Source organism: Streptomyces sp. NPDC014864, assembly GCF_043081525.1.
GTDB lineage: Bacteria > Actinomycetota > Actinomycetes > Streptomycetales > Streptomycetaceae > Streptomyces.
In genome coordinates, this window is sequence record NZ_JBIBWT010000003.1 from 397,970 (window position 1) to 419,869 (window position 21,900).

At 67.2% G+C, this 21,900-nt stretch carries 22 protein-coding genes and 1 pseudogene; 6 read left to right on the forward strand and 17 right to left on the reverse strand.

The annotated features are described in order from the left end of the window. From ACF1A5_RS08350 to ACF1A5_RS08380, 7 genes and pseudogenes are all read right to left on the reverse strand, one after another. Positions 1-1,212, reverse strand: a complete 1,212-nt coding sequence (locus tag ACF1A5_RS08350; RefSeq protein ID WP_392192107.1) for an Ig-like domain-containing protein — start codon at positions 1,210-1,212, stop codon at positions 1-3. Between the two features lie 528 nt (positions 1,213-1,740). Further along, positions 1,741-2,076, reverse strand: coding sequence for a hypothetical protein (locus ACF1A5_RS08355; protein ID WP_392192045.1), 336 nt, complete (start codon positions 2,074-2,076; stop codon positions 1,741-1,743). Positions 2,077-2,648: 572 nt separating this feature from the next. Then, positions 2,649-2,891: pseudogene (locus tag ACF1A5_RS08360) on the reverse strand (MFS transporter); the annotation flags it as partial. A gap of 208 nt (positions 2,892-3,099) precedes the next feature. Then, positions 3,100-3,513 carry a TlpA family protein disulfide reductase gene (locus ACF1A5_RS08365; RefSeq protein WP_392192046.1) on the reverse strand — a complete coding sequence of 138 codons (414 nt, stop codon included), beginning with the start codon at positions 3,511-3,513 and terminating at the stop codon, positions 3,100-3,102. A gap of 280 nt (positions 3,514-3,793) precedes the next feature. After that, positions 3,794-4,270 (reverse strand): hypothetical protein, encoded by a 477-nt coding sequence (locus ACF1A5_RS08370; protein ID WP_392192047.1) that lies wholly within the window; start codon positions 4,268-4,270, stop codon positions 3,794-3,796. Positions 4,271-4,368: 98 nt separating this feature from the next. After that, entirely contained in the window at positions 4,369-5,583 is a 1,215-nt protein-coding gene (locus ACF1A5_RS08375; protein ID WP_392192048.1) for a hypothetical protein, read from the reverse strand. 132 nt (positions 5,584-5,715) lie between these two features. After that, positions 5,716-6,231 (reverse strand): RICIN domain-containing protein, encoded by a 516-nt coding sequence (locus ACF1A5_RS08380; protein WP_392192049.1) that lies wholly within the window; start codon positions 6,229-6,231, stop codon positions 5,716-5,718. A gap of 198 nt (positions 6,232-6,429) precedes the next feature. On the opposite strand from ACF1A5_RS08380, the gene ACF1A5_RS08385 reads away from it, so the two are divergent. Continuing rightward, on the forward strand, positions 6,430-6,915 hold the full coding sequence (locus tag ACF1A5_RS08385; RefSeq protein WP_392192050.1) for a DUF3515 family protein: 486 nt from the start codon (positions 6,430-6,432) through the stop codon (positions 6,913-6,915). Positions 6,916-6,959: 44 nt separating this feature from the next. On the opposite strand, the gene ACF1A5_RS08390 is transcribed toward ACF1A5_RS08385, so the two are convergent. The 5 genes from ACF1A5_RS08390 to ACF1A5_RS08410 form a co-directional block, all read right to left on the reverse strand. Then, positions 6,960-7,307 carry a LuxR C-terminal-related transcriptional regulator gene (locus ACF1A5_RS08390; protein ID WP_392192051.1) on the reverse strand — a complete coding sequence of 116 codons (348 nt, stop codon included), beginning with the start codon at positions 7,305-7,307 and terminating at the stop codon, positions 6,960-6,962. A gap of 347 nt (positions 7,308-7,654) precedes the next feature. Further along, a complete protein-coding gene (locus tag ACF1A5_RS08395) occupies positions 7,655-8,002 on the reverse strand; it encodes a response regulator transcription factor (RefSeq protein WP_392192052.1) in 348 nt (115 codons plus the stop codon). Positions 8,003-8,378: 376 nt separating this feature from the next. Beyond that, a complete protein-coding gene (locus ACF1A5_RS08400; protein ID WP_392192053.1) occupies positions 8,379-9,059 on the reverse strand; it encodes a hypothetical protein in 681 nt (226 codons plus the stop codon). Positions 9,060-9,403: 344 nt separating this feature from the next. Beyond that, positions 9,404-10,273: a DUF6924 domain-containing protein gene (locus tag ACF1A5_RS08405; protein WP_392192054.1), complete on the reverse strand. Its 870-nt coding sequence runs from the start codon at positions 10,271-10,273 to the stop codon at positions 9,404-9,406. Positions 10,274-10,356: 83 nt separating this feature from the next. After that, positions 10,357-11,376 carry a NucA/NucB deoxyribonuclease domain-containing protein gene (locus ACF1A5_RS08410; protein ID WP_392192055.1) on the reverse strand — a complete coding sequence of 340 codons (1,020 nt, stop codon included), beginning with the start codon at positions 11,374-11,376 and terminating at the stop codon, positions 10,357-10,359. 432 nt (positions 11,377-11,808) lie between these two features. Here ACF1A5_RS08410 and ACF1A5_RS08415 point away from each other — a divergent pair, with 432 nt between their 5' ends. Together ACF1A5_RS08415 and ACF1A5_RS08420 are read left to right on the forward strand one after the other, a co-directional pair. Then, positions 11,809-12,444: a hypothetical protein gene (locus ACF1A5_RS08415; protein ID WP_392192056.1), complete on the forward strand. Its 636-nt coding sequence runs from the start codon at positions 11,809-11,811 to the stop codon at positions 12,442-12,444. An 84-nt stretch (positions 12,445-12,528) separates the two neighbouring features. Then, complete coding sequence (locus tag ACF1A5_RS08420) at positions 12,529-13,137, forward strand: hypothetical protein (RefSeq protein ID WP_392192057.1); 609 nt, start codon at positions 12,529-12,531, stop codon at positions 13,135-13,137. A gap of 60 nt (positions 13,138-13,197) precedes the next feature. On the opposite strand, the gene ACF1A5_RS08425 is transcribed toward ACF1A5_RS08420, so the two are convergent. The 5 genes from ACF1A5_RS08425 to ACF1A5_RS08445 all read right to left on the reverse strand — a co-directional run bounded on the left by ACF1A5_RS08425 (position 13,198) and on the right by ACF1A5_RS08445 (position 18,360). Then, the gene (locus ACF1A5_RS08425; RefSeq protein WP_392192058.1) at positions 13,198-13,749 is read right to left on the reverse strand and encodes a hypothetical protein; all 552 of its coding nucleotides are present in this window, start codon (positions 13,747-13,749) and stop codon (positions 13,198-13,200) included. Positions 13,750-14,009: 260 nt separating this feature from the next. Further along, on the reverse strand, positions 14,010-15,404 hold the full coding sequence (locus ACF1A5_RS08430; RefSeq protein WP_392192059.1) for a Tat pathway signal sequence domain protein: 1,395 nt from the start codon (positions 15,402-15,404) through the stop codon (positions 14,010-14,012). Positions 15,405-15,897: 493 nt separating this feature from the next. Beyond that, on the reverse strand, positions 15,898-16,266 hold the full coding sequence (gvpJ, locus tag ACF1A5_RS08435) for a gas vesicle protein GvpJ (RefSeq protein ID WP_392192060.1): 369 nt from the start codon (positions 16,264-16,266) through the stop codon (positions 15,898-15,900). A gap of 799 nt (positions 16,267-17,065) precedes the next feature. Further along, on the reverse strand, positions 17,066-17,335 hold the full coding sequence (locus ACF1A5_RS08440) for a hypothetical protein (protein ID WP_392192061.1): 270 nt from the start codon (positions 17,333-17,335) through the stop codon (positions 17,066-17,068). Then, a complete protein-coding gene (locus tag ACF1A5_RS08445; protein ID WP_392192062.1) occupies positions 17,332-18,360 on the reverse strand; it encodes a LacI family DNA-binding transcriptional regulator in 1,029 nt (342 codons plus the stop codon). Before ACF1A5_RS08445 ends, ACF1A5_RS08440 begins: the two co-directional genes overlap by 4 nt. 316 nt (positions 18,361-18,676) lie before the next feature. Between ACF1A5_RS08445 and ACF1A5_RS08450 the strand changes: the two genes are divergently transcribed. The 3 genes from ACF1A5_RS08450 to ACF1A5_RS08460 are packed head-to-tail and all read left to right on the forward strand — an operon-like array spanning position 18,677 to position 21,881. Then, positions 18,677-19,975, forward strand: coding sequence for an ABC transporter substrate-binding protein (locus ACF1A5_RS08450; protein WP_392192063.1), 1,299 nt, complete (start codon positions 18,677-18,679; stop codon positions 19,973-19,975). Between the two features lie 11 nt (positions 19,976-19,986). Beyond that, the gene (locus tag ACF1A5_RS08455) at positions 19,987-21,051 is read left to right on the forward strand and encodes a carbohydrate ABC transporter permease (RefSeq protein ID WP_392192064.1); all 1,065 of its coding nucleotides are present in this window, start codon (positions 19,987-19,989) and stop codon (positions 21,049-21,051) included. Continuing rightward, positions 21,048-21,881, forward strand: a complete 834-nt coding sequence (locus tag ACF1A5_RS08460; RefSeq protein WP_392192065.1) for a carbohydrate ABC transporter permease — start codon at positions 21,048-21,050, stop codon at positions 21,879-21,881. The genes ACF1A5_RS08455 and ACF1A5_RS08460 overlap by 4 nt, the downstream gene beginning before the upstream one ends. The last annotated feature ends 19 nt before the right edge of the window (positions 21,882-21,900 follow it).

Consider the following 21,900-nt stretch of genomic DNA (forward strand, 5'->3'; position numbering starts at 1 on the left):
TCAGCTGATCGCGCTCCCCGCGACCCACTCGTTCCACGGCATGTTCCAGTCGCTGAGGCCGTTGTCCGCGGCCAGCTTGGTCTTGTCGTCGGAGTTCTTGACGATCACGACGTCACCGATCATCGAGTGGTCGAAGAACCACGCCGCGGGCAGCCTGCCGTTGCCGCCGCCCTTGACGTCCTTAAGCCCCACGCAGCCGTGGCTGGCGTTGACCTTGCCGAAGACCGAGGCGGGAGACCAGTAGTTGCCGTGGATGAACGTGCCCGAGTCGGACAGGCGCATGGCGTGCGGTACGGCCTTGATGTCGTACTCGGGCTTGCCGTCCTTCTTCGTGAGGCCGACGGACGCACCGCTCATGTGGATCTGCCGGAACTTCTCGGAGATGACCATCCGGCCGTTGTACGTCGGGTGCTCGCGGCTGCCGGACGAGATCGGGATGGTCTTGATCGTCTTGCCGTTCCGCACGACGGTCATCAGTTTCGTCTTGGCGTCGACCGTGCTGATCTGGCTCCGGCCGATCTTGAAGGTGACCGTCTTGTGGGTGCCGTGCAGGTTGAGCTTGACGGTGACGGTGGAGCCGGGCTTCCAGTAGTTCTTGGGCCGGAAGTCCAGACGGTCGTTGTTGAACCAGTGACCGACCACCCGCTGGCCGCTGCTGGAGCTGACCTGGATCTTCGACTCCATGGCGGACTTGTTGCCGATCGCCTTGTCGAAGGTGACCGTGACCGGCATGCCGACGCCGACGGTCGAGCCGCTCTGGGGGGAGAGGTGCCCGATGAACTCGTTGGCGGGGGAGACCGTGGTGATCGTGGCGTTCTGGGTGACGGAGCGGCCCTTGGCGTCCTCGGCCTCCGCGGCGACCTGGTACTTGGTGGCCCGGTGCAGCTTGCCGTGCGACTTCCAGGACGTGCCGTGTGCGGACAGGGTGCCCGGAACCTCGGCACCGGTCGCGACGGCGGTCATGGTCACCTTGGTGAGCTTGCCATTACTGACGGTCACCTTGACGGGGGCGTTGACTCCGACGTTGTAGGCACCATGCCCGGGCGTGATCCTTAGTCGGGCGTCGGAGGCGTCCGGAGCTGCCGCCCGGTCCGCCCGCGCCTGCGATTTCAGGTGAGTGTCGGCGTTGTTGTCGCTGGTGGCGGCGTTGCCGGTGCCTGCGAGGGCCGTGAGTGCGAGCGCACCGCCGAGTGCGCCGGCCGTGGCCACCATTCCGGTGCGTCGCTTACGTGCCGTAATCAAACGTTTCTCCCATGCCACTGATCGTTGAATCCCTGGACTTGATTACCGAAGGGGCAACCAGTCTCAAGAACCACTTATACGCACTAATCTGTCCCGATATGAACAAATTGTGGTGAAGGCCACGTGCCGTGGCGTGTGCCGCCGAGATCCACTCGGCGGCCTGACGAGATCGGCTGTGTACACGGGAACGGGTCGTCCGTCGCGTTCGGTAGTCCCTCTGTGGCTTCAGGTGGACGTTGTCGGTCCCGGGTGATGACGTGCCGACCAGGCAGGGCCTGTGACCGGTCGGTGGGAGAGGGCCTGAGCCTCGTCATGCTCTTGCCATGGAGACGCGAGCCGTGGCATGGGCGCGGCGTCGCCGGTCGAGCGACACGGCGTCGAGTTTGATCACCGGTGGGGCACTGCCGAGAAACCCTGTCGGCCGCGCCGCCACCCCAGGTCGCATCGCTGATCGACTGTACGTCCGCAGTTCAGAGACCCGGCCGGACTCGGCCCGCTCTAGGAGGGCTCGCAGAGGGCGAGATGGTCGGCGTGGCCGTGCCGACCGAGGTATCCCTCGCCGACCGTACTCATGGTGCCCGGCGCGAGGGTGGAGCACAGGCTGCTCGCGCCGTCCTGGTAGACGATCGCCACGGTCATGGTGTCAGCGCAGTCGTTGGAAGCCGCGACGTACCGCCAACTCTCATACAGCTTTACGCAGGGAGGGGCCGGCACCGAGGCTTGCGGTGCCGCCGAGGCTGACCCCGTGAGAATCAGCGGAAGGCTTAAGAACATGACGGCACTGGCAGTCGTGGTGATCCGCTTCATCCTTTTATGCATGGATGGGCTCCGCATTCATGTCTCGGACAGTTTCGAGCAGTGTGAACATGGGCCCCGACAGCGTCTTGGCGTGTTCAAGAACCGAAAGTGTCAGTGACAGACTGGCGACCGCAATATCGGGCGCCTGTTCAGGCCAGGCCGGCCCATTCAGCCCCCACAGGGCAACTGCCTGCGTGGACGTCCCCCGGCCCTCCCGACTGCCGAGGTGACGCTTCAACTATTTCAGTAGGGCGTCGCGAAGGTACCTCTCTCGAGCCAGGCAGCCGGACTGGAGCACCGGTGCCGCACCGCGGTTGCTGCAAACGAGATCGAAGCCATGTTGTCCGTCCGCAGACCACACCGAGCCCAGAGGACCCGACCAGCTCCGCACTTCCTCGTCGTCACGGCCCGGCCAGGGCCGCGAGCGGCTGCGCACCCTGCATCACCCGGGACCGCCGACACCGCGGAGCTGATCACCACCGGTTCCGCTCCCGGCCCGGCCCGGCCCGGCCACCCGCGACACCGCCCCCGCGGTCAGTTTCGCCCTGCAGGGGGTTCCTCGACCGAGAACTGTCCGCGCGAGCGCTGAGGGCCTCAGGCAGCAGTCGACCGCCGAGTAGTACTGCGCGGCCCCCGACGGACAGCAGTCCGACCACACGCCCGCGGACCTCCGGCGCGAACAAGCCCACCGCGACCGGCCCCATCACGGCCCGGAACAGCGCCTGGGCGATCGCGGTCAGCAGCCGTGCCACGGGGAGCAGCCAGTAGGAGGGGGCCAGCGCCGCGACGACGCTGGACACGACAAGCGCGGCGAGTAGTCCCGTGAGCACATGACGGCGGGGCACGGCCCGCGCGGTGCGTGAGCATTTCCTGTCGAACGACCCCGACGCGCCGGGCAGTCTGTTCTTCGGGCGTGTCTGATCTGCCCGGCCGATCCTGGGCTCGCGTGCGCGCGTCGATTCGGCGCGCGGGCCGCGGCTCGCTGCCGGAGCTCTGACCGAGGCGGCCCCACGACTCGGCTCCGGACATGCCCTGGCCGGCAGGCCGCTGAGACGGTGATTACAGCAACGGCTTGATCAGAGCCGTCAGTTCGGAGCGGCTGATCTGGCCCACGCGGGCCGCCGCGATTCTGCCCTGCCGGTCGACCACGAGCGTGTAGGGGTACGCCTGCGGATTGACGAGGCCTTTCGGAATGCGCAGAAGCTGGACGGACTTCGGGTCGTGGAGGCTGCGGTAGGTCAGGTGGTGCTGGTGGGCGAAGGACGCGCCGGCTTTTCGGGAGGCGTCGGTGTCGACGCCCATGACACGCAGGCCGCGTGTGCGGAAGGTGGTGTGGACCGCGGAGAGGTCGGGGGCTTCGGCGCGGCAGGGGCCGCACCAGGAGGCCCATGCGTTGATGACGAGCACATTGCCTCGGTAGTCGTGTACGGCGACCGGACGGCCGTCGATCGCCGTGCCCGTCAGGTCGGGCATCGTCTTGCGGTGCGCAGGGGCGAACGTCTCCTGCAGACGGGGAGCTTGACCGTCGTCGAGAGGGGCGCTCGCGCATCCTGAAGCCATCAGGAGGCCCAGGACGAGGCTTGTGGCTTTGGCTGTCTTCATGGGTGGATGAGGAGGTGACGCTTCCTGGTCGCTGAGGAGAAGGGGACGGTGAGACTGTCTGCTCGACCGCTGGTGCGCGTCGGCGGGGCCGGAACCTGGTTGAGGCCGGAACGGGGGATGTCCGCCGGGCGGCACGGTCCTAGGGTGGCGTTCACCTGGTCGGGGTCGCCCGCTCTTCGTCGTCGAGCGTGTGGCGCTTCTTCAGAACGGCGTCGAGCTTTCCCGAGCGCCAGGCGGACAGGCACCAGGCGGTGGGCAGCTGGAGCGTGAACAGGCCGAAGAACGAGTACAGGGCTGCGGCGTCGAGGATTTCCCCCGGGCTGACACTCCGGTAGGGGACGGCGTTCGCAATGCCGAGGGCCAGCACGTATAGGGCGCCGTCGATGAGGACGGTTCTCCAGCGTGGCAGCGGGGAGAGCAGGCGGCGGGCCAGGGCGAGCAAAGTGGTGCAGGTGACCAGGAAGACGGCCTGGTCCCTGCACCATGCGAGCGGCTCGGGGCCGGTGGGCCCGAGGTTGTCTCCGAAAGCGAGCGAGGCTGCGGTCAGCACCACGGTGCCGGTGAGCCATGAGATGAGAGTGACCCAGGCGGCGTAGACGAGGGCACTACGCCACGGAGTGAACATCATGGCGCTCCTTTCAGGCCCATGGTCGGGGCCGGCGGCAGGACTCATCATCCCACTTCACTGCGCGCGGCTGACGTCGGGGCACCGGCCCAGGGGGACTTCTAGTAGCCGCCGTAGTTGGATATGGAGCTGGGTTCGCAGGCGCGGGCGAAGAGGCACTCCAGGCCACTGAACTTCTTGGTGCTCATCTTGTGTTGGTAGACGGTCTTGGCGGAGTGCCTGTTGCCACTGGTGTAGCCGAAGAGGTACATCTCGTGGTCCGGGGCGGGGCGAGCCTTGCCGGACACGTAGAAGTCGCCGTTGCGGGCGAGGCGGGCGTCGTAGTAGACGCCAATGCCGGCGCGACGGATGCCGGACTTGGGGCAGAACGGGTCCGTGGCTTCGATCTGCCCGTGGACTGCACGGGTCTTGCCGTCGAACCGGGTCTTGGTGCGGAAGTCGATCTTCTTGGTCGATGCCTTCCGCTTGTCGATCAACTTCCCCTTCTTGTTGTAGACCTTGGTCCAGCCGGTCTCGGGAAAGAGGTCGTAGGAGGACTTCTTCCAGTAGACGACGCCGCGGACACCGGCGCGGAAGGAGGTGCCGGAGACGGCCTTGGAGAAGCCGCGGCCGTCGCCCTTGTACTTGTAGGCGCTGCCGTACTTGCAGCCGGCGACCTTGCTGATGTAGCTGGGTACGGTCACCCAGCGCTGCCGGATGAAGGATCGCCAGGTCACCACAGTCTTCGTGTATTTCTTGGCCTTGGCCTCGACCTTCTGGGCGGTCTGGGCGAGCGCTGTGGAGGTGTCGCTGGTGGGGACGGTGACGTTCAGGCCCCAGGTGTGGCCGAGGCCCTTTGCGTCACCGCTGATCTGGTAGGAGGGCTCCGAGCCGGGAGCGATCGCGGTGTCGCGGAGACTGTGTCCGGAGGTCCTGGCGATCACCTTGCCGTCACGGATGACGGTGTAGGTCTCGGCGCCGAGATCGGGCCACGACAGGTCAACGAACTCGGACGAGGCCGCCCAGGCGGCGCGCTCGGCCTGGTCGGGGGAGTGGGCGAGGGTGACGTCGGCGACGACGCGCTGGGAGCCGGAGGCGAGGATCTGGCTGTCGGTGGCCTGACCGGTGTAGGTCTTCACGGTGTGCACGGCGCTGGAGGTGAGAGCGGCCTTGCCAGCGGTGAAGGTGCCGGTCGTGGCGTCGAGGACGAACGCGGCCTCTTGTGGCGCAGGGGAGGCTGCGGCGGTGGCTCCGTTGTTGGCCACCGTGGTGGCGAGAAGAGCGACGGGGAGCGCAGCTGCCGCGCACCAGCGTCCCACTGTGCGGTTGACGTTCAAGAACGACTCCTTGGATCAAGCAGTGGCTTCAACGTGCCTGCTTCTAGGGGTGTTTGAGGCCTGGCAGCGCGACGGGGGCGGCTTCCGCGCAGTACGCAGGGCGTTGACACCCTGGAAGCCGCCCCCGGCGGGTCAGGACAGGCCCCACTCCTGGCGTCCGCGGGCCGGGTTGGAGCCTCCGGACTTCTCCAGGTAGGGGTGCGATCCGGCCTTCGTGGAGTTCGACGCGATGACCTTGCCGTTGCGGGCCTGGCTCCAGATCTTTGAGCCGCCCAGCATCCAGCGCTGCGCCTTCCAGCTGGAGTGGCAGGTGTACTGGACGATGTGGCTCTTCTTGTCGACGTTCAGGCACTTGCCCGACTTGTCGTTCTTGATGGTGAACAGCGACTGGTTCCTGTAGAGCCGGTGGAGGGTCCAGCGCTGCGTCTTGTCGGTCTTGGAGCACTTGCCGACGGTGACCCGAGCGTTGTTCTTGGTGCTGCCCCCCATCGAGAGGCAGATGTGGCCGGGCGCCCAGACGCGTTCCAGGCGGGTGTGGGCGTAGGGGTCCCTGGCCTGGGGCGCGGCATTGGCCGTCGGTGCGGTGAGCCCGGTCATCGTGCCGGCGGCAACGGCGGCGAGCAGCAGTGAGCCGGTTGTCTTGCGCATGGGTTCCTCCCCGTTTGATCAACATGGTGCGTCTCGAACGTAGGCGCGAACTGAGATGCCCGCTACGTCTGTTGGGGAGGTGTCCAATGGGGCATCACCCAAGAGGGAGGTGCCCCGTACCCGGTGCGCGATCGTCTGATCCGGTGGCCTACGGTGGCCCTCGCACTGGTCTCACTCACGGGAAGACGACTTTCGCTCATGACGCGTTTGCGCCGTCTCGCATGGGTTGCCGTCTCCGGCGTTGTCGTTCTGACCGTGGGGGGCGCGGTGACGACTCATCTGCTGGACGATCCGGAGCGGGGTCTGACGGCTGCCAGGGGTGCGGGGGATACGCACTGCCGGGAGGCCACTCAGAAGGCGCCGGGCTTGCTGGCAGGCAACGAGCGCCGGTCTGTGAGTCTCGAGGGTGTGGTGGTGTGGGGTGACCAGGACGTGATCCTGCGCTGCGGTGTCAACTCACCGCTGGCTACGAAGGATCCGTGTTTCGAGGCCGGCGGCGTGGACTGGGTGATCGATGTGCGGCAGTCGACGCCGGAGCGGAAGGTCATCGTGACGTTCGGCCGTACGCCCGCGACTCAGGTTGCGATCCGCATTCGTGAGGTGCGGACGGACGAGGCGATCCTCGGGCTGTCGCACCTGGTGGCTGGGATACCGGTGTCCGGCCGGTGCCTGAACTCGCAGTGACCGGCGCCGGGCCCGCCCCCTGCAAGCGGGCGGGCCCGTCCGCCTCAGGCGAGAGTCGGCTCGCGCCACTGGCCTACGACCTTGCCGAGATGCCGTGAACACGAAGGGTCGGTGCACAGCGCATTGTGGGCCAGGGCCGAGATGATCGCGGCCTGTGTCCGCGTCTGCTGTCCCAGCTTTGCCACGATGTTCGCGATGTGCGCCTTCACCGTGCGTTCGGCGATTCCCAGTTCCCTGGACAGCTCGCGGTTGCCCAGCCCCGTCCCCAGTAGCAGCAGAACTTCTCTTTCTCGACCGGTCAGCGCCCTCAGCCGCCAGACGCCGGGTTCCGGGTTCTGGCCAGTTCGCCGGTAGGGGCAGACCGTGTCTGCTACGTCGGACCGTGTGGTCATTCGGTCCCTTTCTGGACGCCGCGTTTCCCGGCAGACCCCCGTGGCCTGGTTGCTGCGGCGCACCATCAGCCAACCTACCTGCTCATCGATTGCATGTTCACGCCATTCTGAGGCCGGACGCGCCACCTCGTCGGCCCGGCACGGGACGCCGGCCTCGGCGAGAGCGCGCACACGAAGCATCTGGTGGGCGCGAGGGAATCTTGGTCGTGAACCCACCTGGTCGACTCGCGATTCTCCTGCGGGGCGGCAAGCCGGTTCGGGGCCGGCGGCGCGATCACCGTGGCACCACCGGCCCGAACAGGCGTGTCCGCCGGACACTTTCTCAGAGAGGTCGGCTGTTCACCGCCTCAGGCGACATACGGCGTCCGCCGCTGGCCCCATACCTGGCCCAGGTGCCGCGAACACATCGGGTCGGTGCACAGTGATCCGTGGGTCAGGGCGGAGACGATCGCGGCCTGTGTCCGCGTCTGCTGTCCCAGCTTCGCCACGATGTTCGCGATGTGCGCCTTCACCGTGCGTTCCGCGATCCCCAGTTCCTGTGCCAGCTCACGGTTACCCTGTCCTGTTCCCAGCAGCAGCAGAACTTCTCTTTCTCTTTGGGTGAGGCTCTCCAGCCGCCGTACACCAGGGTTGGGGCTGTATCCGGTGCGCCGGTAGGGGCAGGCCGTGTCTCCGGCGTCGGACCGTTGGGTCATTCCGGCCCTTCCTGATCGCAGCTTTTCCAGCAGACCCCCGTGGCCTGGTTGCGGCTGCGACCGAACCCCAATCTACCCATCGTTAACAAAGCGCTCACGCCATTAAGGCGCGTCAACTTACCATGGCCGAAAATGCGTTGTCCGTTTGCCCATTGCCCATTGGTGGGGATCCCGTTCGGGCGTTGCCCGAAGAGGCAATATCCGTCAAGCTTTCAAATTGCTCTTGCTGCAGGTCGTGATCTTCATCTCGGCCAGGCGCGATCACGAGCCCGTCACCGGCGGTGACAGGACGGGGGAATCCGTCCACGGGCGCCCCTCGGTCCTCTGGGACCGGGGCCGCTCTCCTCGGGGGGAGAGCGGCCCCACAGTGCGGGCGCTACTTCTGGTTGACGAGCCGGCCGATGAAGGCGCTCCTGGTGGCGTGGAGGGTGACACGCTTGACGGCCTTCTTCCCGAAGGTCTTCACCCGCGGGAGGGCGGTGATACGGCCGCTGGCGTCGTTGCCTTTGACGCTGCTGGTGGCGTCGATGCGGATCGCGGCGTTGATGTTGAACACGTCGGTGCTGGCCTTGGTTGTGCCGGGGAGCTTGCCGACGGTCGGGTAGACGAGGGTGGCGCCCTCGGTGGTGACGGGGATGTTGAAGATCTTCTCCGTCACCGAGAACGTCGCAGTGGTGGTGCGGGCCTTGTCCTTGACGGTCTTGAAGGACGCCTTGGTGACGAAGGTGACGTTCTTGTTGTAGCGGTCGACAGCGGTGACGTTGCGGATCTTGCCCCAGGCCTTGCCGGTGAGAGCCTTGTAGACCTTCTGGTCTTGGAGGGTCTTCACGAAGACCTGCTTCTGATGCTTGCTCAGCTTGGCGAACTGGGCGGCGCTCTTCTTTGCGGCTGAGGTGCTCTGCTGCTTCAGGTACTTCTCGTAGGCCGGAACGGTCAGCTTGGCAGCCGGCTTCGCCGGGGCGCTCTCAGCGGCGTGGGCGGCCGGGACGAGGACGGTGAACCCGGCAATGGTGGCGATGGCGGCAGAGGTGAGACGGCCGGTCGTGGACGTGAGCATGCGCGACTCCCGTGTCGTATGAGCTTCTGTGTGAACGTCAACGACTCTACGAGCGGAACTCCCTGACCGAAATTGTCACTTCAGGCATGGCCCGGTCGGGCACTGCCTGAAGGTGCAATGCCCTTTCGGGTGATCGTCTGCGCCGGCCACCAAGGTGGTGAATGACCACGCCACTCGGCTCAAACAGGCCGCGAACGGGAATTGCTCTTTCTCGTGGCACGTTTTGCAGGAATCCGGGATCTTGCGTGCCGGAGCGGGGGACACGGAACGCGCGCAGTTGGCAGTGCTATGGGGGGCACACACCGCATGGTGTGTGCCCCCCATAGCACTGCCCAGTAGCACTGTCAGTAGTGCTCTTCCCGGTAGACGCCGTCGGCGTCGACACCCCGGCCCCAGTCACCGAAGCTCGTGTTCGCGAGCTCCATGTTGACGACGAAGGAACCGGCCGCGGTGAGGGTGATCCTGAACGGAGCGTCGTCCTCGTCGGGCAGGTTGTTCACGGCCAGCAGAGGAAACTCTGCGGAGGCCAGCGCTCGCTCGTCGGCGATGAGGACGAGAGTACTGTCGGGCCAGTCCTCGTCATCACGGCCGATCCGCGCCTGGACCTGCTCCGCCGTGAGGCCCGCGTAGGCGCGATTGTCGATGACGGTGATCGACTCGTACTGCTCCGAGCCTCGCTCGAGGGTGTGGAGCATGTGTGCCCACTCATCCGGCTGCTCGAAGGACGTCCGTACCAGGAGCGGACCGGCGGACTCCTCGATCGTGGTGGAGGGCGGCTCAGGTTCGGACCCCGTACGCTCGCCCGGGATGACCTGGATGAGGAAACGGGGCTTCTTGCCGTCCGACGAGCGGTCACGGGCATGGACGCGGATCAGGTAGGGGCCGGCTCCGGCGGTGGCGAGATTCTCTTTGCGCAGCGGCTCGTATCCGCTGTCGCACAGGGCGAGGAAGCCGGTCGTGGAGATCACGGTGATCTCCTCGACCTCGTCCCAGCCGCTTTCCGCGCCCGGGTCATCTCCGGCGTAGAGGGTGACGATGGGGTTCTCCAGGGCGCTTCCGGCGTCAATGTGCAGCCAGTCCTTCTCGGCCGCCAGGAACCCGTGTCCGCGCGGCGGCTTGCCGGCATCGGGGTCCATGACGGCCAGGTCGCCCCACTCCTTCATCTTGAGCGGCCGGGTGCGCCCGTCAAGGAGTGGCCAGTTGGAACGCTGCATGGAGAACCCCCATCGTGCTTGCTGTGCCTGCCGGTTACGTGCTGGAAGGTTAGACCGCACCTGTGGCAGGCGCGTTGCGCGCCCTACTTGATGTGGACGTAGTAGCCGTCGCCATTGAGGACGCGCTGGGCCTTGTAGAAGCCGCCGAGACGGGCGCCGGCGCTGCGGTTGTCACCGGCGGAGATGATGCGCGTGCTGCCGCGGGCCGGGTTGCCGCCCTCCTTGCTGGCGGCGAACGGGTACTCGTCGCAGTCGTACTTCTTGGGGTCGGGGTTGTGCACCTTCGCGCACATGGCCTTGCGGTGGGCGTTGATGGTCTTCTCGTTGGTGATGCGGTGCAGCGGGGTGGAGGCGCCCGGGTGACCGGCGATCTTGCGCTGGGCGTCGAGGATGTGGTTGGCGGATTGCCTCACCTTCGCGTCACCGCGGGAGAGGGTGAAGATGGGAGAGGCGGACGGGAAGACGCAGCCAGGGTTCTTGGTGCGCTTCTTGGGACCCCAGAACATGTCGTCGCAGCGGTACTTGGCGGATTTGTAGGTGAAGCCGCCTGCCGTGTAGCCGGCCTTGGTGAAAGTGAACCGGTAGGAGGCGGGGCTGGCGAGCTGCTTCTTCTTTCCGACGCTGGCGGCGTAGCCGACGGTCCCCTTGTGGGCCGGGCCGAGGGTGGACCCTTGCGGGAATTTGACGGCGGTCTTGACGCCCTTGCCGCCGCCGACGGACACGGCGACGTGGATGCCGCCGGCGTTGACGAGCCTGGCCTTGCCGACGGTGAAGCTCTCCGCCCACTTCAGCTTGTTGGTCTTCAGCGTCATGGAGTGCTTGATGTCGAAGGAGGCGGAGCCGACCGGCTTGCCGTTCTTGCGCAGGTCGACGCGGGCGCCGACATCCATGCACATGCTGGTGCGGGTGATGGTGATGGTGTTGAGCCTGCAACTCGCGGCGGCGTCCGTAGCGGCGTAGACGGTCTTGACGGCCGGGGCCTGGGCGAAGGTGATGCTGTACTTCGCCGGTGTGGCCTGCGCGGTTGCGGCGCTGACGCCGGTGAGGAGGAGGGTGCCGAGACCGGCGGATATGACGGCCCTTCCGGGCGCGCTGATGCGCATGGGTGTGTGTCCCCTCGTTGGTGGAGGGACGGCCCCGCGGCGGGGCTGCCGTCCGTGAGGCGAGCACGCTATGCGCTCCAGTGGCCGTGAAACTATTGGTCTTTGGGGCACTGCCTGTTGGGACAAGTCGGCTTTCGGTCAGCAGCGGTGATGGTGGGAGCTGCGACGTCCGAGCCCGGTCGGGGACGCGGTACCGGTCCTCGGCCAGCGCTGATTTCCGTTCCCATGGTTTGTCCGGGCGATTTTCTCTGCAGTGCGTGCCAGGACCGGAACGGGCTTCCTGCATCAGTTCCTTGGCGTGAGCGGTGAGCCTGCCGCTGAGGCTTGATACTGCCTGAAAGGGATGTGCACAAAGAGACAATGGAGGGTAGTGCTGCCGCTTTCGTACGGTGATCCTCCCCTTGTCCGGGGGACGATTACGGGGAGGACAGCATGCAGAAGCTACGCATGGCGGGCATCGGCGCTGTGGCGGCCGGTCTGCTCGCCGGTGCCGCGCCGGCCAACGCGGTGCAGAATCAGGGCCCGCAGCAGACGCAGTCGGTGCAGGCCAAGGCCTTCACGAAGCTGAAGGTGCTCAAGGAGTTCGACTACTCCCACAGCAAGCAGCACCAGCTGCCACTGCGCCTGGGCGAGTACTACCGCAACAAGAAGGGCAAGATGGTCGGCTTCGGCTGGACCAAGATCAAGAAGAAGCACAACATCACCAAGTACGGCATCGTCGGTTGGCTGGCCAAGTCGCCCAACATCGACCACCTGAAGGGCCCCCGCTACAACCTGACCGGCTGGGCCCACCACGTGAAATGCTCCGGAAGCCGCTGCAAGATCGTCGACCGGCGCAAGATGCTGCTGGCCACCGACGAGACTATGACCCCCACCGGCGGGCGCGGCCGGTTCGCCTTCTTCGGCGCGGTCACCGCTTTCTGCGTGGGCACCGAGAAGTGCCCGACCTGGGTGAACACCAAGTTCAAGCCGCGTATGACGGCACTGAACACCGCCCTCGGCGACCAGTACGTGTTCTCCTACGAGCCGCTGAAGGTCAGCAAGGGCAGCCTCGTCCCGATCGTCTGAGCATCCGTCAGAAGATCGGTAGCATGGATGCCGCCCCGGAAGGCAAGCCGGGGCGGCACCCGCACGAGACCGAGGGGAAGCATCATGGCGGCCCGGGGAAAGAGGCGCCGGACGCGCACGGCGACGGTCGGCTCCTACGGACCGCCCTCCGCGAGCAAGCCGGGCGAACGGCCCGCCGCCGACGACGCGACGGCGGCCTTTCTTCTCAGCGTCTCCGACCTCGTCTTCCGCGCCGGGACGCAAGGGATCGAGCTGCGCCGCATGGACGTGGCCACGCGCACCTTCGAGTTCTGCGAGACTCAGACCTCCCGTCGGCACGGCGCCACCAGCGACGGCCGCGCCATCCCCGCCGAGGGGACCGAGCGCCTCGGCCGGTACTGGATGCCGGACGCCGCTTCCCCGGGTTGGGCCCACCTGGCATGGCTCATCCAGGACCTCGCCTCGCTGCCGACCCACCGCGATTACGGTCCCGAGGGTGGCCCCGAACTGGTCGGCCTCCAGGCCTTCGGGCCGGACTGGGTCGATGTGCTCCTCCAGCACCGTGACGGCCGGTGGAGGGTACGGGTCCGGCTGGAAGGACGTGACGAACCCCTGCAGTTCCCGGCCATGGCCCTGGGCGAGCTGTTCGGCGAAGGCCGGCACCGGCACGACGCGGAGCCGGATGAACCCGATCTCATCCGGGACATCCTCTAAAGAGGTGGCTCGCCGGACGCCGACCCCTGCACTGCCGCTACGAACACACGGCCGCACCGGCTATGGCTGACCCGCTGATCCCTCGTCCTCTTCGGCCGTGTCGCCGATGGCCGCACGCAGGTCGTGCATGCCCTGCATGACGTCGATGAGGGCTTCCTCCGCCCCGCCCAGAGCCCGGCGGGTCCCCTCGATATCACCTCGGTCGGCGTGCAGCTGGGCACTGAAGGTGTACAACGCCGTCATCGCCGCCGCGAAGGACGCCTCCCGCCCGGGAGGGGGCTCCTCCGCGTCGGAATCCGAGACCTGCATGGCAGTGCGCTGCAGTCTGTTCGTCAGGACGTTGACCGCAAGGCCGGGATCGGGGCCCAGTTGATCTGCCCACCCGAGCATCGTGTCGAGGACATCCTCGATCTCCCCCTCCTCGGACAGACGTGTCGCGGTGGTGATCTCCAACTCCGTCTTGGCCAGCAGATTGCCCAGCAGCCGCAGACGGTCGCCTTCCTGCGATCCCTCGGAGCCCGCTTCCTGATCCGTCACCGGTTCAGCCCCCAGAGCGCTCAACGCTGCATTGATCTGTTCGGCACTCACCGGACGCTCGTTTCTGATGCTCATACCCTCAGCTTCGCTTCACGGAGGCTCGATCGCCCGTTCACACACCGGCGGGAACACGGCGGGAACACTGCTGGTCCACACCCAGATGGGTGCGGGCCGTCTGCGGCGCCATGCCCGGCAATGCGGTTCCAACCCGGCGAAAGCGCCCACCGATGCGGTCTGTCAGGGCCCGAACAGGGTTCTGCCGGCGGCAGGGCCTATGACGTGGCTTGCGGGCACCGCCTCTCGCACCCAGCCGGCATGAGCAGCTGTTCCGGACTTCAGTGGCCGCGCAGCGGGTTGGCGCGGGCGATCGCCATCAGGTACCAGGCTGTGGCGCCGGTGTGCCGGTACGGGTAGTAGCCGAAGCCGAAACCGGTGTCCAGCGGGCTGCTGGCCGACACCACGCCCGACCGCTCGGGCAGGGCCCGGCCTCCCACCGTCTGCCCCTGACCGAGCCGGTCCTGGGCCCGCTCCAGGGAGGCGAGGAGACGGGCCGCGCGCCGCGCGTCGCCCGGCTGGGCACGCTCGCGCAGGGCCAGGGCGAGGTGGGCGGTGCCCTCGAACCATACGCCGCTGCGGTCGGGCTTGGGCTGGTAGGGCGCGATGGGTGCGCTCTCGTCCGCCACCAGGGAGGCAGAGCTGAAGGTCACGCCCTCGTAGGACTGACCGGCGGGCACGGTGCTGTTGGGGCGGTCGGCGGTGTCCGTCACCTTCAGATGTGCGCAGGCCCAGTCGAGCGACCCGGCGTGGCGACGCTCGCGCAGGGCCAGGTAGCTCCAGGTCTGGGTGTCCTCCGGCTCCGGGGAGGTGTTGACGGTGACACCGTCGTTGGTGCCGGTGTAGAAGAAGCCGCCGGTCGCGTCCCACATCCGGTGGACGAACGCTTCGGCGCGGGCGCGCCGCTCGAACCAGACGCGTTCGCCGGTCAGCCGGGCGAGCCGCCCGAACAGGGACGTCAGGTCGATGTTGTGCTCGGTGGCGCTGTACGGGAGCTTCGCGCCGGACCCGTCGACGCCGAACTTGTAGCCACCGAGGGGCTCGTCGGTGCGGGCGTTCGCCTCCACCCACTCGCCGATCCGGACGGCGCCGGACAGGAAACGGTCCCCTCCGGTACGGTCGGCCAGCGCGGCCAGCGCGATGCCCGCCCACGCCGTGTCCCCGACGGCCGTGCCGGTGAAGCCGAACTGGGTGCCGACGTTCACCGTGCCGTCCGCGCGCACGAACCCGTCCGGCTGCGGCGAGCCGTCGTAGTAGACGTACGGGCCCACGTTGTACGCCTGACGCAGTCGGCCGTCGTCGTGCTGGGGGTCGTGGGTCTGCGCGTACAGCAGCGCGTCCCCGAGCGCCACGGCTCTGGCCCGCGCGGCGTGGTCGGGCTGTGCGAGGTAGGCGAGCACGGCAAGGGCGTTGTCGTAGGTGAAGGCGGTGCTGAACAGGCCCGCCTGGTCGGTGTAGCTCTGGGCGAGACGCGTCGTGCCGTGCTCCGGGTAGGCGTCCATGGCCGCGTCGAGGAAGACGTAGCCGCGTGCCCGCGCGCCGGCCCGTACGGCGGCTTCCGGGGCTCGGCCGGCTGCGACGGCGGACCCGGCGCCGACCATGGACAGCACCGCGGTGGCCGTCCCGGCGCCGAGAAGCGCCCTCCGAGTGAGGTGTTGACGTGCCGTGCCGGACATGGGCCCCTCCAGAATGCTGTCACTCTCCATCTGAGAGCGCTCTCAAGCGTGCACATTCTGTTGGCCGACGTCCGGTCGGTCAAGGAGTGGCGGTGGTTGGGCCGTAGGTCTCCCGCGCTTTCCGTGCTCCGGCGAGCACAGTGGCGTCGCGGCGGTGCGGACCCCGTACCACCCGAGGCGCGGACTCGTCGGCGTCGGCTGGAGATGAAGCCCGTCTCGTCGACCTCGTCCCGGAAGGGGCGAGGCTGGGGCGGTCAACGCGCCGGCGGAGAGTGCTGGGCCGGTCTCGCTGGATGCGGACCGATTTGCCCATGCCGTCGTGCGTGGCGAAGAGCGGCCGGGTCCCCGTGCGCCCCGCAGCCTGCCCACGTCGTGTGGCAGGCTGCGGGGCGCACGGGTGCCGTCACGGCTCGGTTTTATGGGGCCGTAGTCTCACGGGAGGCGGGATCGTGCGCTGAAGGCGGGGAAGGGAGTGGGCAACCGCGGTGCGTGCTCATTTTCGTGCACGTCCCTCCTGGCGGGCTTGCTGGAAGGCTTCGGAGATCGTTTGTGCCGCGCCTGAGAGCGCTCCCTTGGTCATGCCGCGGGCGCCCTCTTCCTTCATCCTGCTCGGCAGTTCGGTCAGTCCGGCCGGCTTGCGGGGCCCTGACTCCAGGTCGAGGCGGTTGCAGGCTTCGGCGAATCGGAGGTAGGTGTCGACGCTTGCGACCACGATCCGTACGTCGATCTTGAGTATCTCGATACCGACGAGGGAGACCCGTATGAACGCGTCGATCACCAGTCCCCGGTCGAGGATGAGCTCCAGGACGTCGTAGAGGCCGCTGGAACCTCCGCCTCCGCCCTGCCGCGCTGCCGTCGTCATCACTCTCAGCCCCTTGTCCTTTTTTTGGGTTCCGCTCCGTATCAGCGTTCCCCCGCGACCGACGACCATGGCATCGGGGGCTTCCGTGCAGTGCAGGGCTCCCGTGTTCGTGTACACCTGCACGCCGGAATGGGCGGATCCGCTGGTCCGGGAAGCGTGGCGACGTTGTAGCTGATGGGACCAGATCTTCCGGTCTTGGTGAGGTAGTACGTGCCGACTTGACCGCTACGCCCTTGTTGACGATCGTCAGGACAGCCCGGTACGTGCTGATGTCCGGCGTGACGTTCTGGTAGAAGTCCGCGTACACGTAGTTGCCCGACTTGCGGTTGTCGGCGCTTGTTGCCGGGCCTTGAGATGGCTTTCCAGCGGCAGTTCCCGATTGCCGTGATGCCGCGGCGAGGCCTTCGATACCTGCGGTAGTACCTTCAGGCCGGATGAGCCGGAACAGGCAAACGCGACACCTGATGACCAAGGTTGTCGAAGGCTTTGATCACGAACAGGGGTCGCGTTCGCGTGCCGTCTTCCTGTGCGGTGTCCCGCAGCGCCCTGCGCGGACATCGGCTCCGCCTGCCCGGATCCGGGACCGCAGCAGTTCACCTCCGCGAAGCGATCGGCGACATCCTCGCCTTCGCTTCGGGATCCCTCCCTCACCGGCTGGAAAGATCAGCCACAGTGGAATGATCTCGATGTGGCTGGTCTGATCAGGGCGTCGGGGCCGTCTTGGATGGTGCCGTTCGACGAACTGAGTTGGCGTCAGTTTGTAATCGCGCAGCGGATGTCGCACCGTTCCGGGCCCGGGTCAGTACGTGGCCGGCCAACACCTGCGGCTCGACTCGCCGTCCAGGCACACGATGTCGTCGGGCAGCACGTCAGCGGCGGCCCCAGCAGCGGAAGGCGGCATGCCCGGGCGCCGCTGGTGTGCTCCACCCGGCCCTCGAGCGCCCGCCGACAGGGGCCTCGCCCGGGCGCGGACGTCCAGGCCGCCCCACAGCAACTCCTCGACGAGTGCGCGCCGCTCGTCCGCCTCCCGGACTTCGGCGGTGTCGGCGAAGCCGGGCGGACGCTTCACGGGGCGGGGGGCGGGGCGGTGGTGGCCCGGGGTAGCAAGTGGGTGGGCAGGACGATGTGTTGCTCGTGGTCCGCGTCGGATTCGTGGATGAGCTTCAGAGCCAGTTCGCCGGCCAGACGGCCCATGTCCGAAGGTGATTGGGAGACGGTGGACAGGTCTGTCCATCCGGCTATCTGGTGGTCGTCGAATCCGATGACGGAGACCCGCTCGGGCACCTGTATCCGAGCCTTGCCCAGAACGTGGATGATGGCGAGGGCCAACTCGTCCATCTCTGCGAAGATCGCAGTGGGCGGTTCCTTCAGGCTCAGGAGGTTCCCGAGCCCCTCCGTGATGCTCCGCGCGTCCTCGAACGACATGGTGACGACCAGATCGTCGTCGAGAGGAATGTCCGCCTCGGTCAGCGCCTGCTGGTAGCCGAGCAGCCGTTCACGCGAGCTGAAGCAGAAGCCGCTGGCGCCCACGGTCGGCGCGAAGGCGATCCGGCTGTGCCCGAGGTTGAGCAGGTGCCGGGTGGCCTTCACCGCTCCGGCCACGTCGTCGACGTACACGCTGGGGCGGCCGTCGACGTGCTGGCTGACATAGATGACCGGCATTCCGAGGTCATCGAGCCGCACGGTCTCCTCGTCGGTCAGGTCGAACCCGAACACCACCAGCGCGTCCGCGTTCCGCCGGGCCGGAAGACGCTCGAAGAACGCGGTGCGCTCGGTCATGTCGGGCACCACGTAGACGGTCAGCTCCATGCCGGCCGTGCGCAGCACCGGGCCCAGGCTGGACAGCGCCGACCCGTGGAACCAGGAGTTGAGCGTGGGTACGAGCACCGCCACGACCCCGGTCTTGCCCGTGACCAGACTCGCGGCCTGTCGTGAGACCGCGAAGTTCAGTTCACGAGCGGCCTCTTCGACCCGGGCGCGGACCTCCGCCGAGACGCTTGGCAGGCCGCGCAGGGCGCGCGAGACGGTGGAGGGGGAGACCCCCGCCTGTTCGGCGACGTCGACCATCGTGGGGAGCCGTTGAGCGGATGACATGGCCGGAAGTTAGCACAGATGCGCCCCATCTGGCCGCTGTCTCATAACAGCGCTGTCACAGGGCTCGGTTGGGGGTTTTTCAGCCGTTTTGTCCAAAAATAGAATGTGTGACACATCCAAATCCATCTGCATTACCGGCAAGTTACGCATTGACACACCGCAGGTGCACTTCTAGCGTGCAAGCGTTGTCTCGACGGGGTCGAACGTGCTTGTAAAAGGTAGTCCTTCGGCCCGCTGACCTGCGCTTTCATTCCATGCAACGTTGTGACAACACTGTCAGTCGCACTTCGGTTTCCGCACGACCAGGAGAAAGACAGTGAAGACCAAGACCCACAGAGCCCTTGAGTGTTCGGCGCTCTTCGCCACCGCCGCGCTGCTCCTCACCGCCTGCGGCTCGTCCGGGGGCAGCGGAAACGGCGGGGAGGCCGGCACCTCGTTCCAGGGTCGCGGCCCCATCACGTACGTGGCGGGCAAGGACACCACCGGCGTCGTGCCGAAGGTCATCGCCCGCTGGAACGCGCAGCACCCGAAGGAGAAGGTCACCTTCGTGCAGCTGCCGACGGACGCGGACTCGCAGCGCCAGCAGATGATCCAGAACGCGGAGACGAAGTCCGACGCCTACACGGTGCTCTCCCTCGACGTCGTGTGGACGTCGGAGTTCGCCGCCCACCAGTGGGTCGACCGCCTGCCCGAGAACCAGTTCCCGCTGGGGAAGATGCTCAAGCCGGTGGTGGAGACGGCGAAGTACCGCGGCGGCCTGTACGCGGTTCCGGCCAGTTCGGACGGGGGACTGCTGTACTACCGCACCGACCTACTGAGCAAGGCCGGCATCTCCGCGCCGCCGACGACCTGGTCCGAGATGACGGCCGACTGTGCCGAGGTGAGGAAGAAGGTGCCCGCCGCCAAGGGCATGTCGTGCTACGCGGGTCAGTTCCAGAAGTACGAGGGCCTGACCGTGAACTTCGCCGAGGCCGTCGACTCCGCGGGCGGTGTCGTCACCGACGCGAGCGGCAAGCCGAACGTCGACACCCCCGCGGCACGGAAGGGCCTGGACTTCCTCACCGGCTCCTTCAAGGACGGGTCGATCCCCAAGGAGGCCATCACCTACCAGGAGGAGGACAGCCGCCAGGCCTTCCAGTCCGGGAAGGTGATGTTCCTGCGCAACTGGCCGTACGTGTACTCACTGGCGGGGAAGGGCAAGTTGGCCGGCAAGTTCGCGGTCGCTCCGCTGCCCGGCCTGAACGGGCCCGGCTCCTCCAGCCTGGGCGGCCACAACCTGGCCCTGTCGTCCTTCGCCAAGAACAAGGCCACGGCCCTGGACTTCATGAAGTTCTTCAGCAGCGAGGAGAGCGCCGGCACGTTCCTCAAGGACGCCTCCCTCGCCCCGCCGTACGCCGATCTGTACGACAAGGCGGCGTTGGTCGGGCGGTACCCGTACCTGCCGGTCCTCAAGCAGTCCATCCTGCACGCCGTGCCGCGCCCGCGGGTCGTGCAGTACGGCGACGTCACCTCGGCCATCCAGCGGGAGGCGTACGCCGCGCTGAACGGCAGCAAGAGCAGCGCGCAGGCGCTGAAGGACCTGCAGGGCGCCCTGCAGAAGTCCACGGCGCAGTGAGGGGCGTGGCCATGGCCGACACCGAGACCCCGCCCGACACCGTAGCGGACGAGTCCGGCACCACGGCCGGCCATCCGGCAGGACGGCCCCCGGGGCCGACGAGTCGTCGGCGCACGCGGACCAGGACGACCGCGGGTTCGGGGCGGATGGTGGCGCTGCTGGTGTCCCCGACCCTCCTGGTGCTGTCGGTCGTCGTGCTCTACCCGACCCTCATGGCGCTGCGTGAGTCCCTGTACGGGACCAAAGGGCTGGACCCGGTGACCGGCTTCATCCGCACCACCGAGCCGTTCGTCGGGCTGAAGAACTACAGCGAGATCTTCGGCGCCGCCGGGGACCGGTTCTGGAACGCCTTCTGGAACACCACCTTCTTCACCGTCGTCACGGTGGGACTGGAGACCGTGATCGGGGTGGCCATGGCCCTGATCATGCACAAGGCGTTCCGGGGCCGCGCCCTGGTACGGGCCGGCATCCTCGTCCCCTGGGCGGTGCCCACAGCCATCTCCGCCCTGCTGTGGCGATGGATCTTCAACAGCAACGGCATCGCCAACGCCCTGATCGGCCACCAGATCCTGTGGACCAGCGAAGGCTTCCACGCCAAGGCGGCGGTCGTCGTCGCCGAGGTGTGGAAGACCGCCCCCTTCATCGGGCTACTGGTCCTGGCCGGCCTGCAGGTGATCCCGAGGGAGGTCTACGAGGCCGCGCGCATCGACGGCGCCGGCGCCCCGCGCCAGTTCTGGCACATCACCCTGCCCCTGGTGAGGCCCGCGCTGCTGGTGGCGGTGCTGTTCCGCTGCATGGACGCGCTGCGGATGTTCGACCTGCCCTACATCCTCATCGGCGCGCAGAAGAACTCGGTGGAAACCCTGTCCATGCTCGCGCAGGACGAGGCCTCCAACGTCCGCTTCGGACCGGCCTCCGCCTACGCGGTGCTCCTCTTCGTCTACGTCTTCCTCATCGCGTTCGCCTTCGTCCGGCTGCTCGGCGCCGACCTCGTCGGCGGCGCCGCGCGCGGCAGCAGAGGCGGCACCAGGCGTCGGCGTACCACGACGCCGCGCCGGCCGGAGGTGACGGCATGACCAGCACGGTGAAATGGCGAAGCCGCCTGCTGTACGTGGGCGTGATCGCGGTGGTGGCCTACTGCCTGGCCCCGTTCTACTGGATGCTGGTCTCCAGCCTGCGGCGCACCTCCGACATCTTCGACACCTCGCTGCTCCCCGGCTCCGTGTCGTTGGAGAACTACCGGGCCGTGTTCGACCCCTCCCAGGGCTTCACCAAGGCACTGCTCAACAGCCTGATCGTGGCCGGAATCACCACCGTGCTGGCGCTGCTGCTGGCCACGTTCACCGCCTACGCGATGGCCCGGCTGGAGTTCCGGTTCAAGCGCCTGATCCTCACGCTGGTCATCGCCACCTCGATGTTCCCGGTGGTGTCGATCGTGGTCCCGCTGCTGAAACTGTTCACCGACATCGGCTGGATCAACACCTACCAGGCCATGATCGTGCCCAGTCTGTCCTTCGCGCTGCCGTTGGCGGTGTGGAACCTGACCACGTTCTTCCGGCAGATGCCCGACGAACTGGAGCATGCCGCCATGATCGACGGCTGCACCCGAGGCCAGGCCTTCCGCAAGATCATCATTCCGCTCGCCGCGCCGGGCATCTTCACCACCGCGATCATCACGTTCATCGCGGCCTGGAACGAGTTCCTCATCGCCCTGTCGATGACCAACAAGCCGGACATGCAGACCGCACCGGTAGCCATCTCCAAGTTCTCCGGCGCGACCCAGTTCGAGACCCCCTTCGGCAGCCAGATGGCGGCCGGAGTCCTGGTCACCGTCCCCCTGGTGGTCATGGTGCTGCTCTTCCAGCGCCGCATCGTCGCCGGACTCACCGCCGGCGCGGCGAAGTAGACACCGCACGCCCTCCTGA

Excerpts from the sequence above, each read along its gene's own strand:
- ACF1A5_RS08390 (WP_392192051.1), bottom strand. The coding sequence starts at position 7,307 with ATGACCACACGGTCCGACGTAGCAGACACGGTCTGCCCCTACCGGCGA.
- ACF1A5_RS08365 (WP_392192046.1), bottom strand. The coding sequence starts at position 3,513 with ATGCCCGACCTGACGGGCACGGCGATCGACGGCCGTCCGGTCGCCGTA.
- ACF1A5_RS08460 (WP_392192065.1), top strand. The coding sequence starts at position 21,048 with ATGACCAGCACGGTGAAATGGCGAAGCCGCCTGCTGTACGTGGGCGTG.
- ACF1A5_RS08385 (WP_392192050.1), top strand. The coding sequence starts at position 6,430 with ATGACGCGTTTGCGCCGTCTCGCATGGGTTGCCGTCTCCGGCGTTGTC.
- ACF1A5_RS08415 (WP_392192056.1), top strand. The coding sequence starts at position 11,809 with ATGCAGAAGCTACGCATGGCGGGCATCGGCGCTGTGGCGGCCGGTCTG.
- ACF1A5_RS08445 (WP_392192062.1), bottom strand. The coding sequence starts at position 18,360 with ATGTCATCCGCTCAACGGCTCCCCACGATGGTCGACGTCGCCGAACAG.
- ACF1A5_RS08400 (WP_392192053.1), bottom strand. The coding sequence starts at position 9,059 with ATGCTCACGTCCACGACCGGCCGTCTCACCTCTGCCGCCATCGCCACC.
- ACF1A5_RS08395 (WP_392192052.1), bottom strand. The coding sequence starts at position 8,002 with ATGACCCAACGGTCCGACGCCGGAGACACGGCCTGCCCCTACCGGCGC.
- ACF1A5_RS08355 (WP_392192045.1), bottom strand. The coding sequence starts at position 2,076 with ATGCGGAGCCCATCCATGCATAAAAGGATGAAGCGGATCACCACGACT.
- ACF1A5_RS08420 (WP_392192057.1), top strand. The coding sequence starts at position 12,529 with ATGGCGGCCCGGGGAAAGAGGCGCCGGACGCGCACGGCGACGGTCGGC.
- ACF1A5_RS08350 (WP_392192107.1), bottom strand. The coding sequence starts at position 1,212 with ATGGTGGCCACGGCCGGCGCACTCGGCGGTGCGCTCGCACTCACGGCC.
- ACF1A5_RS08370 (WP_392192047.1), bottom strand. The coding sequence starts at position 4,270 with ATGATGTTCACTCCGTGGCGTAGTGCCCTCGTCTACGCCGCCTGGGTC.
- ACF1A5_RS08425 (WP_392192058.1), bottom strand. The coding sequence starts at position 13,749 with ATGAGCATCAGAAACGAGCGTCCGGTGAGTGCCGAACAGATCAATGCA.
- gvpJ (WP_392192060.1), bottom strand. The coding sequence starts at position 16,266 with ATGACGACGGCAGCGCGGCAGGGCGGAGGCGGAGGTTCCAGCGGCCTC.
- ACF1A5_RS08455 (WP_392192064.1), top strand. The coding sequence starts at position 19,987 with ATGGCCGACACCGAGACCCCGCCCGACACCGTAGCGGACGAGTCCGGC.
- ACF1A5_RS08380 (WP_392192049.1), bottom strand. The coding sequence starts at position 6,231 with ATGCGCAAGACAACCGGCTCACTGCTGCTCGCCGCCGTTGCCGCCGGC.
- ACF1A5_RS08410 (WP_392192055.1), bottom strand. The coding sequence starts at position 11,376 with ATGCGCATCAGCGCGCCCGGAAGGGCCGTCATATCCGCCGGTCTCGGC.
- ACF1A5_RS08430 (WP_392192059.1), bottom strand. The coding sequence starts at position 15,404 with ATGTCCGGCACGGCACGTCAACACCTCACTCGGAGGGCGCTTCTCGGC.
- ACF1A5_RS08405 (WP_392192054.1), bottom strand. The coding sequence starts at position 10,273 with ATGCAGCGTTCCAACTGGCCACTCCTTGACGGGCGCACCCGGCCGCTC.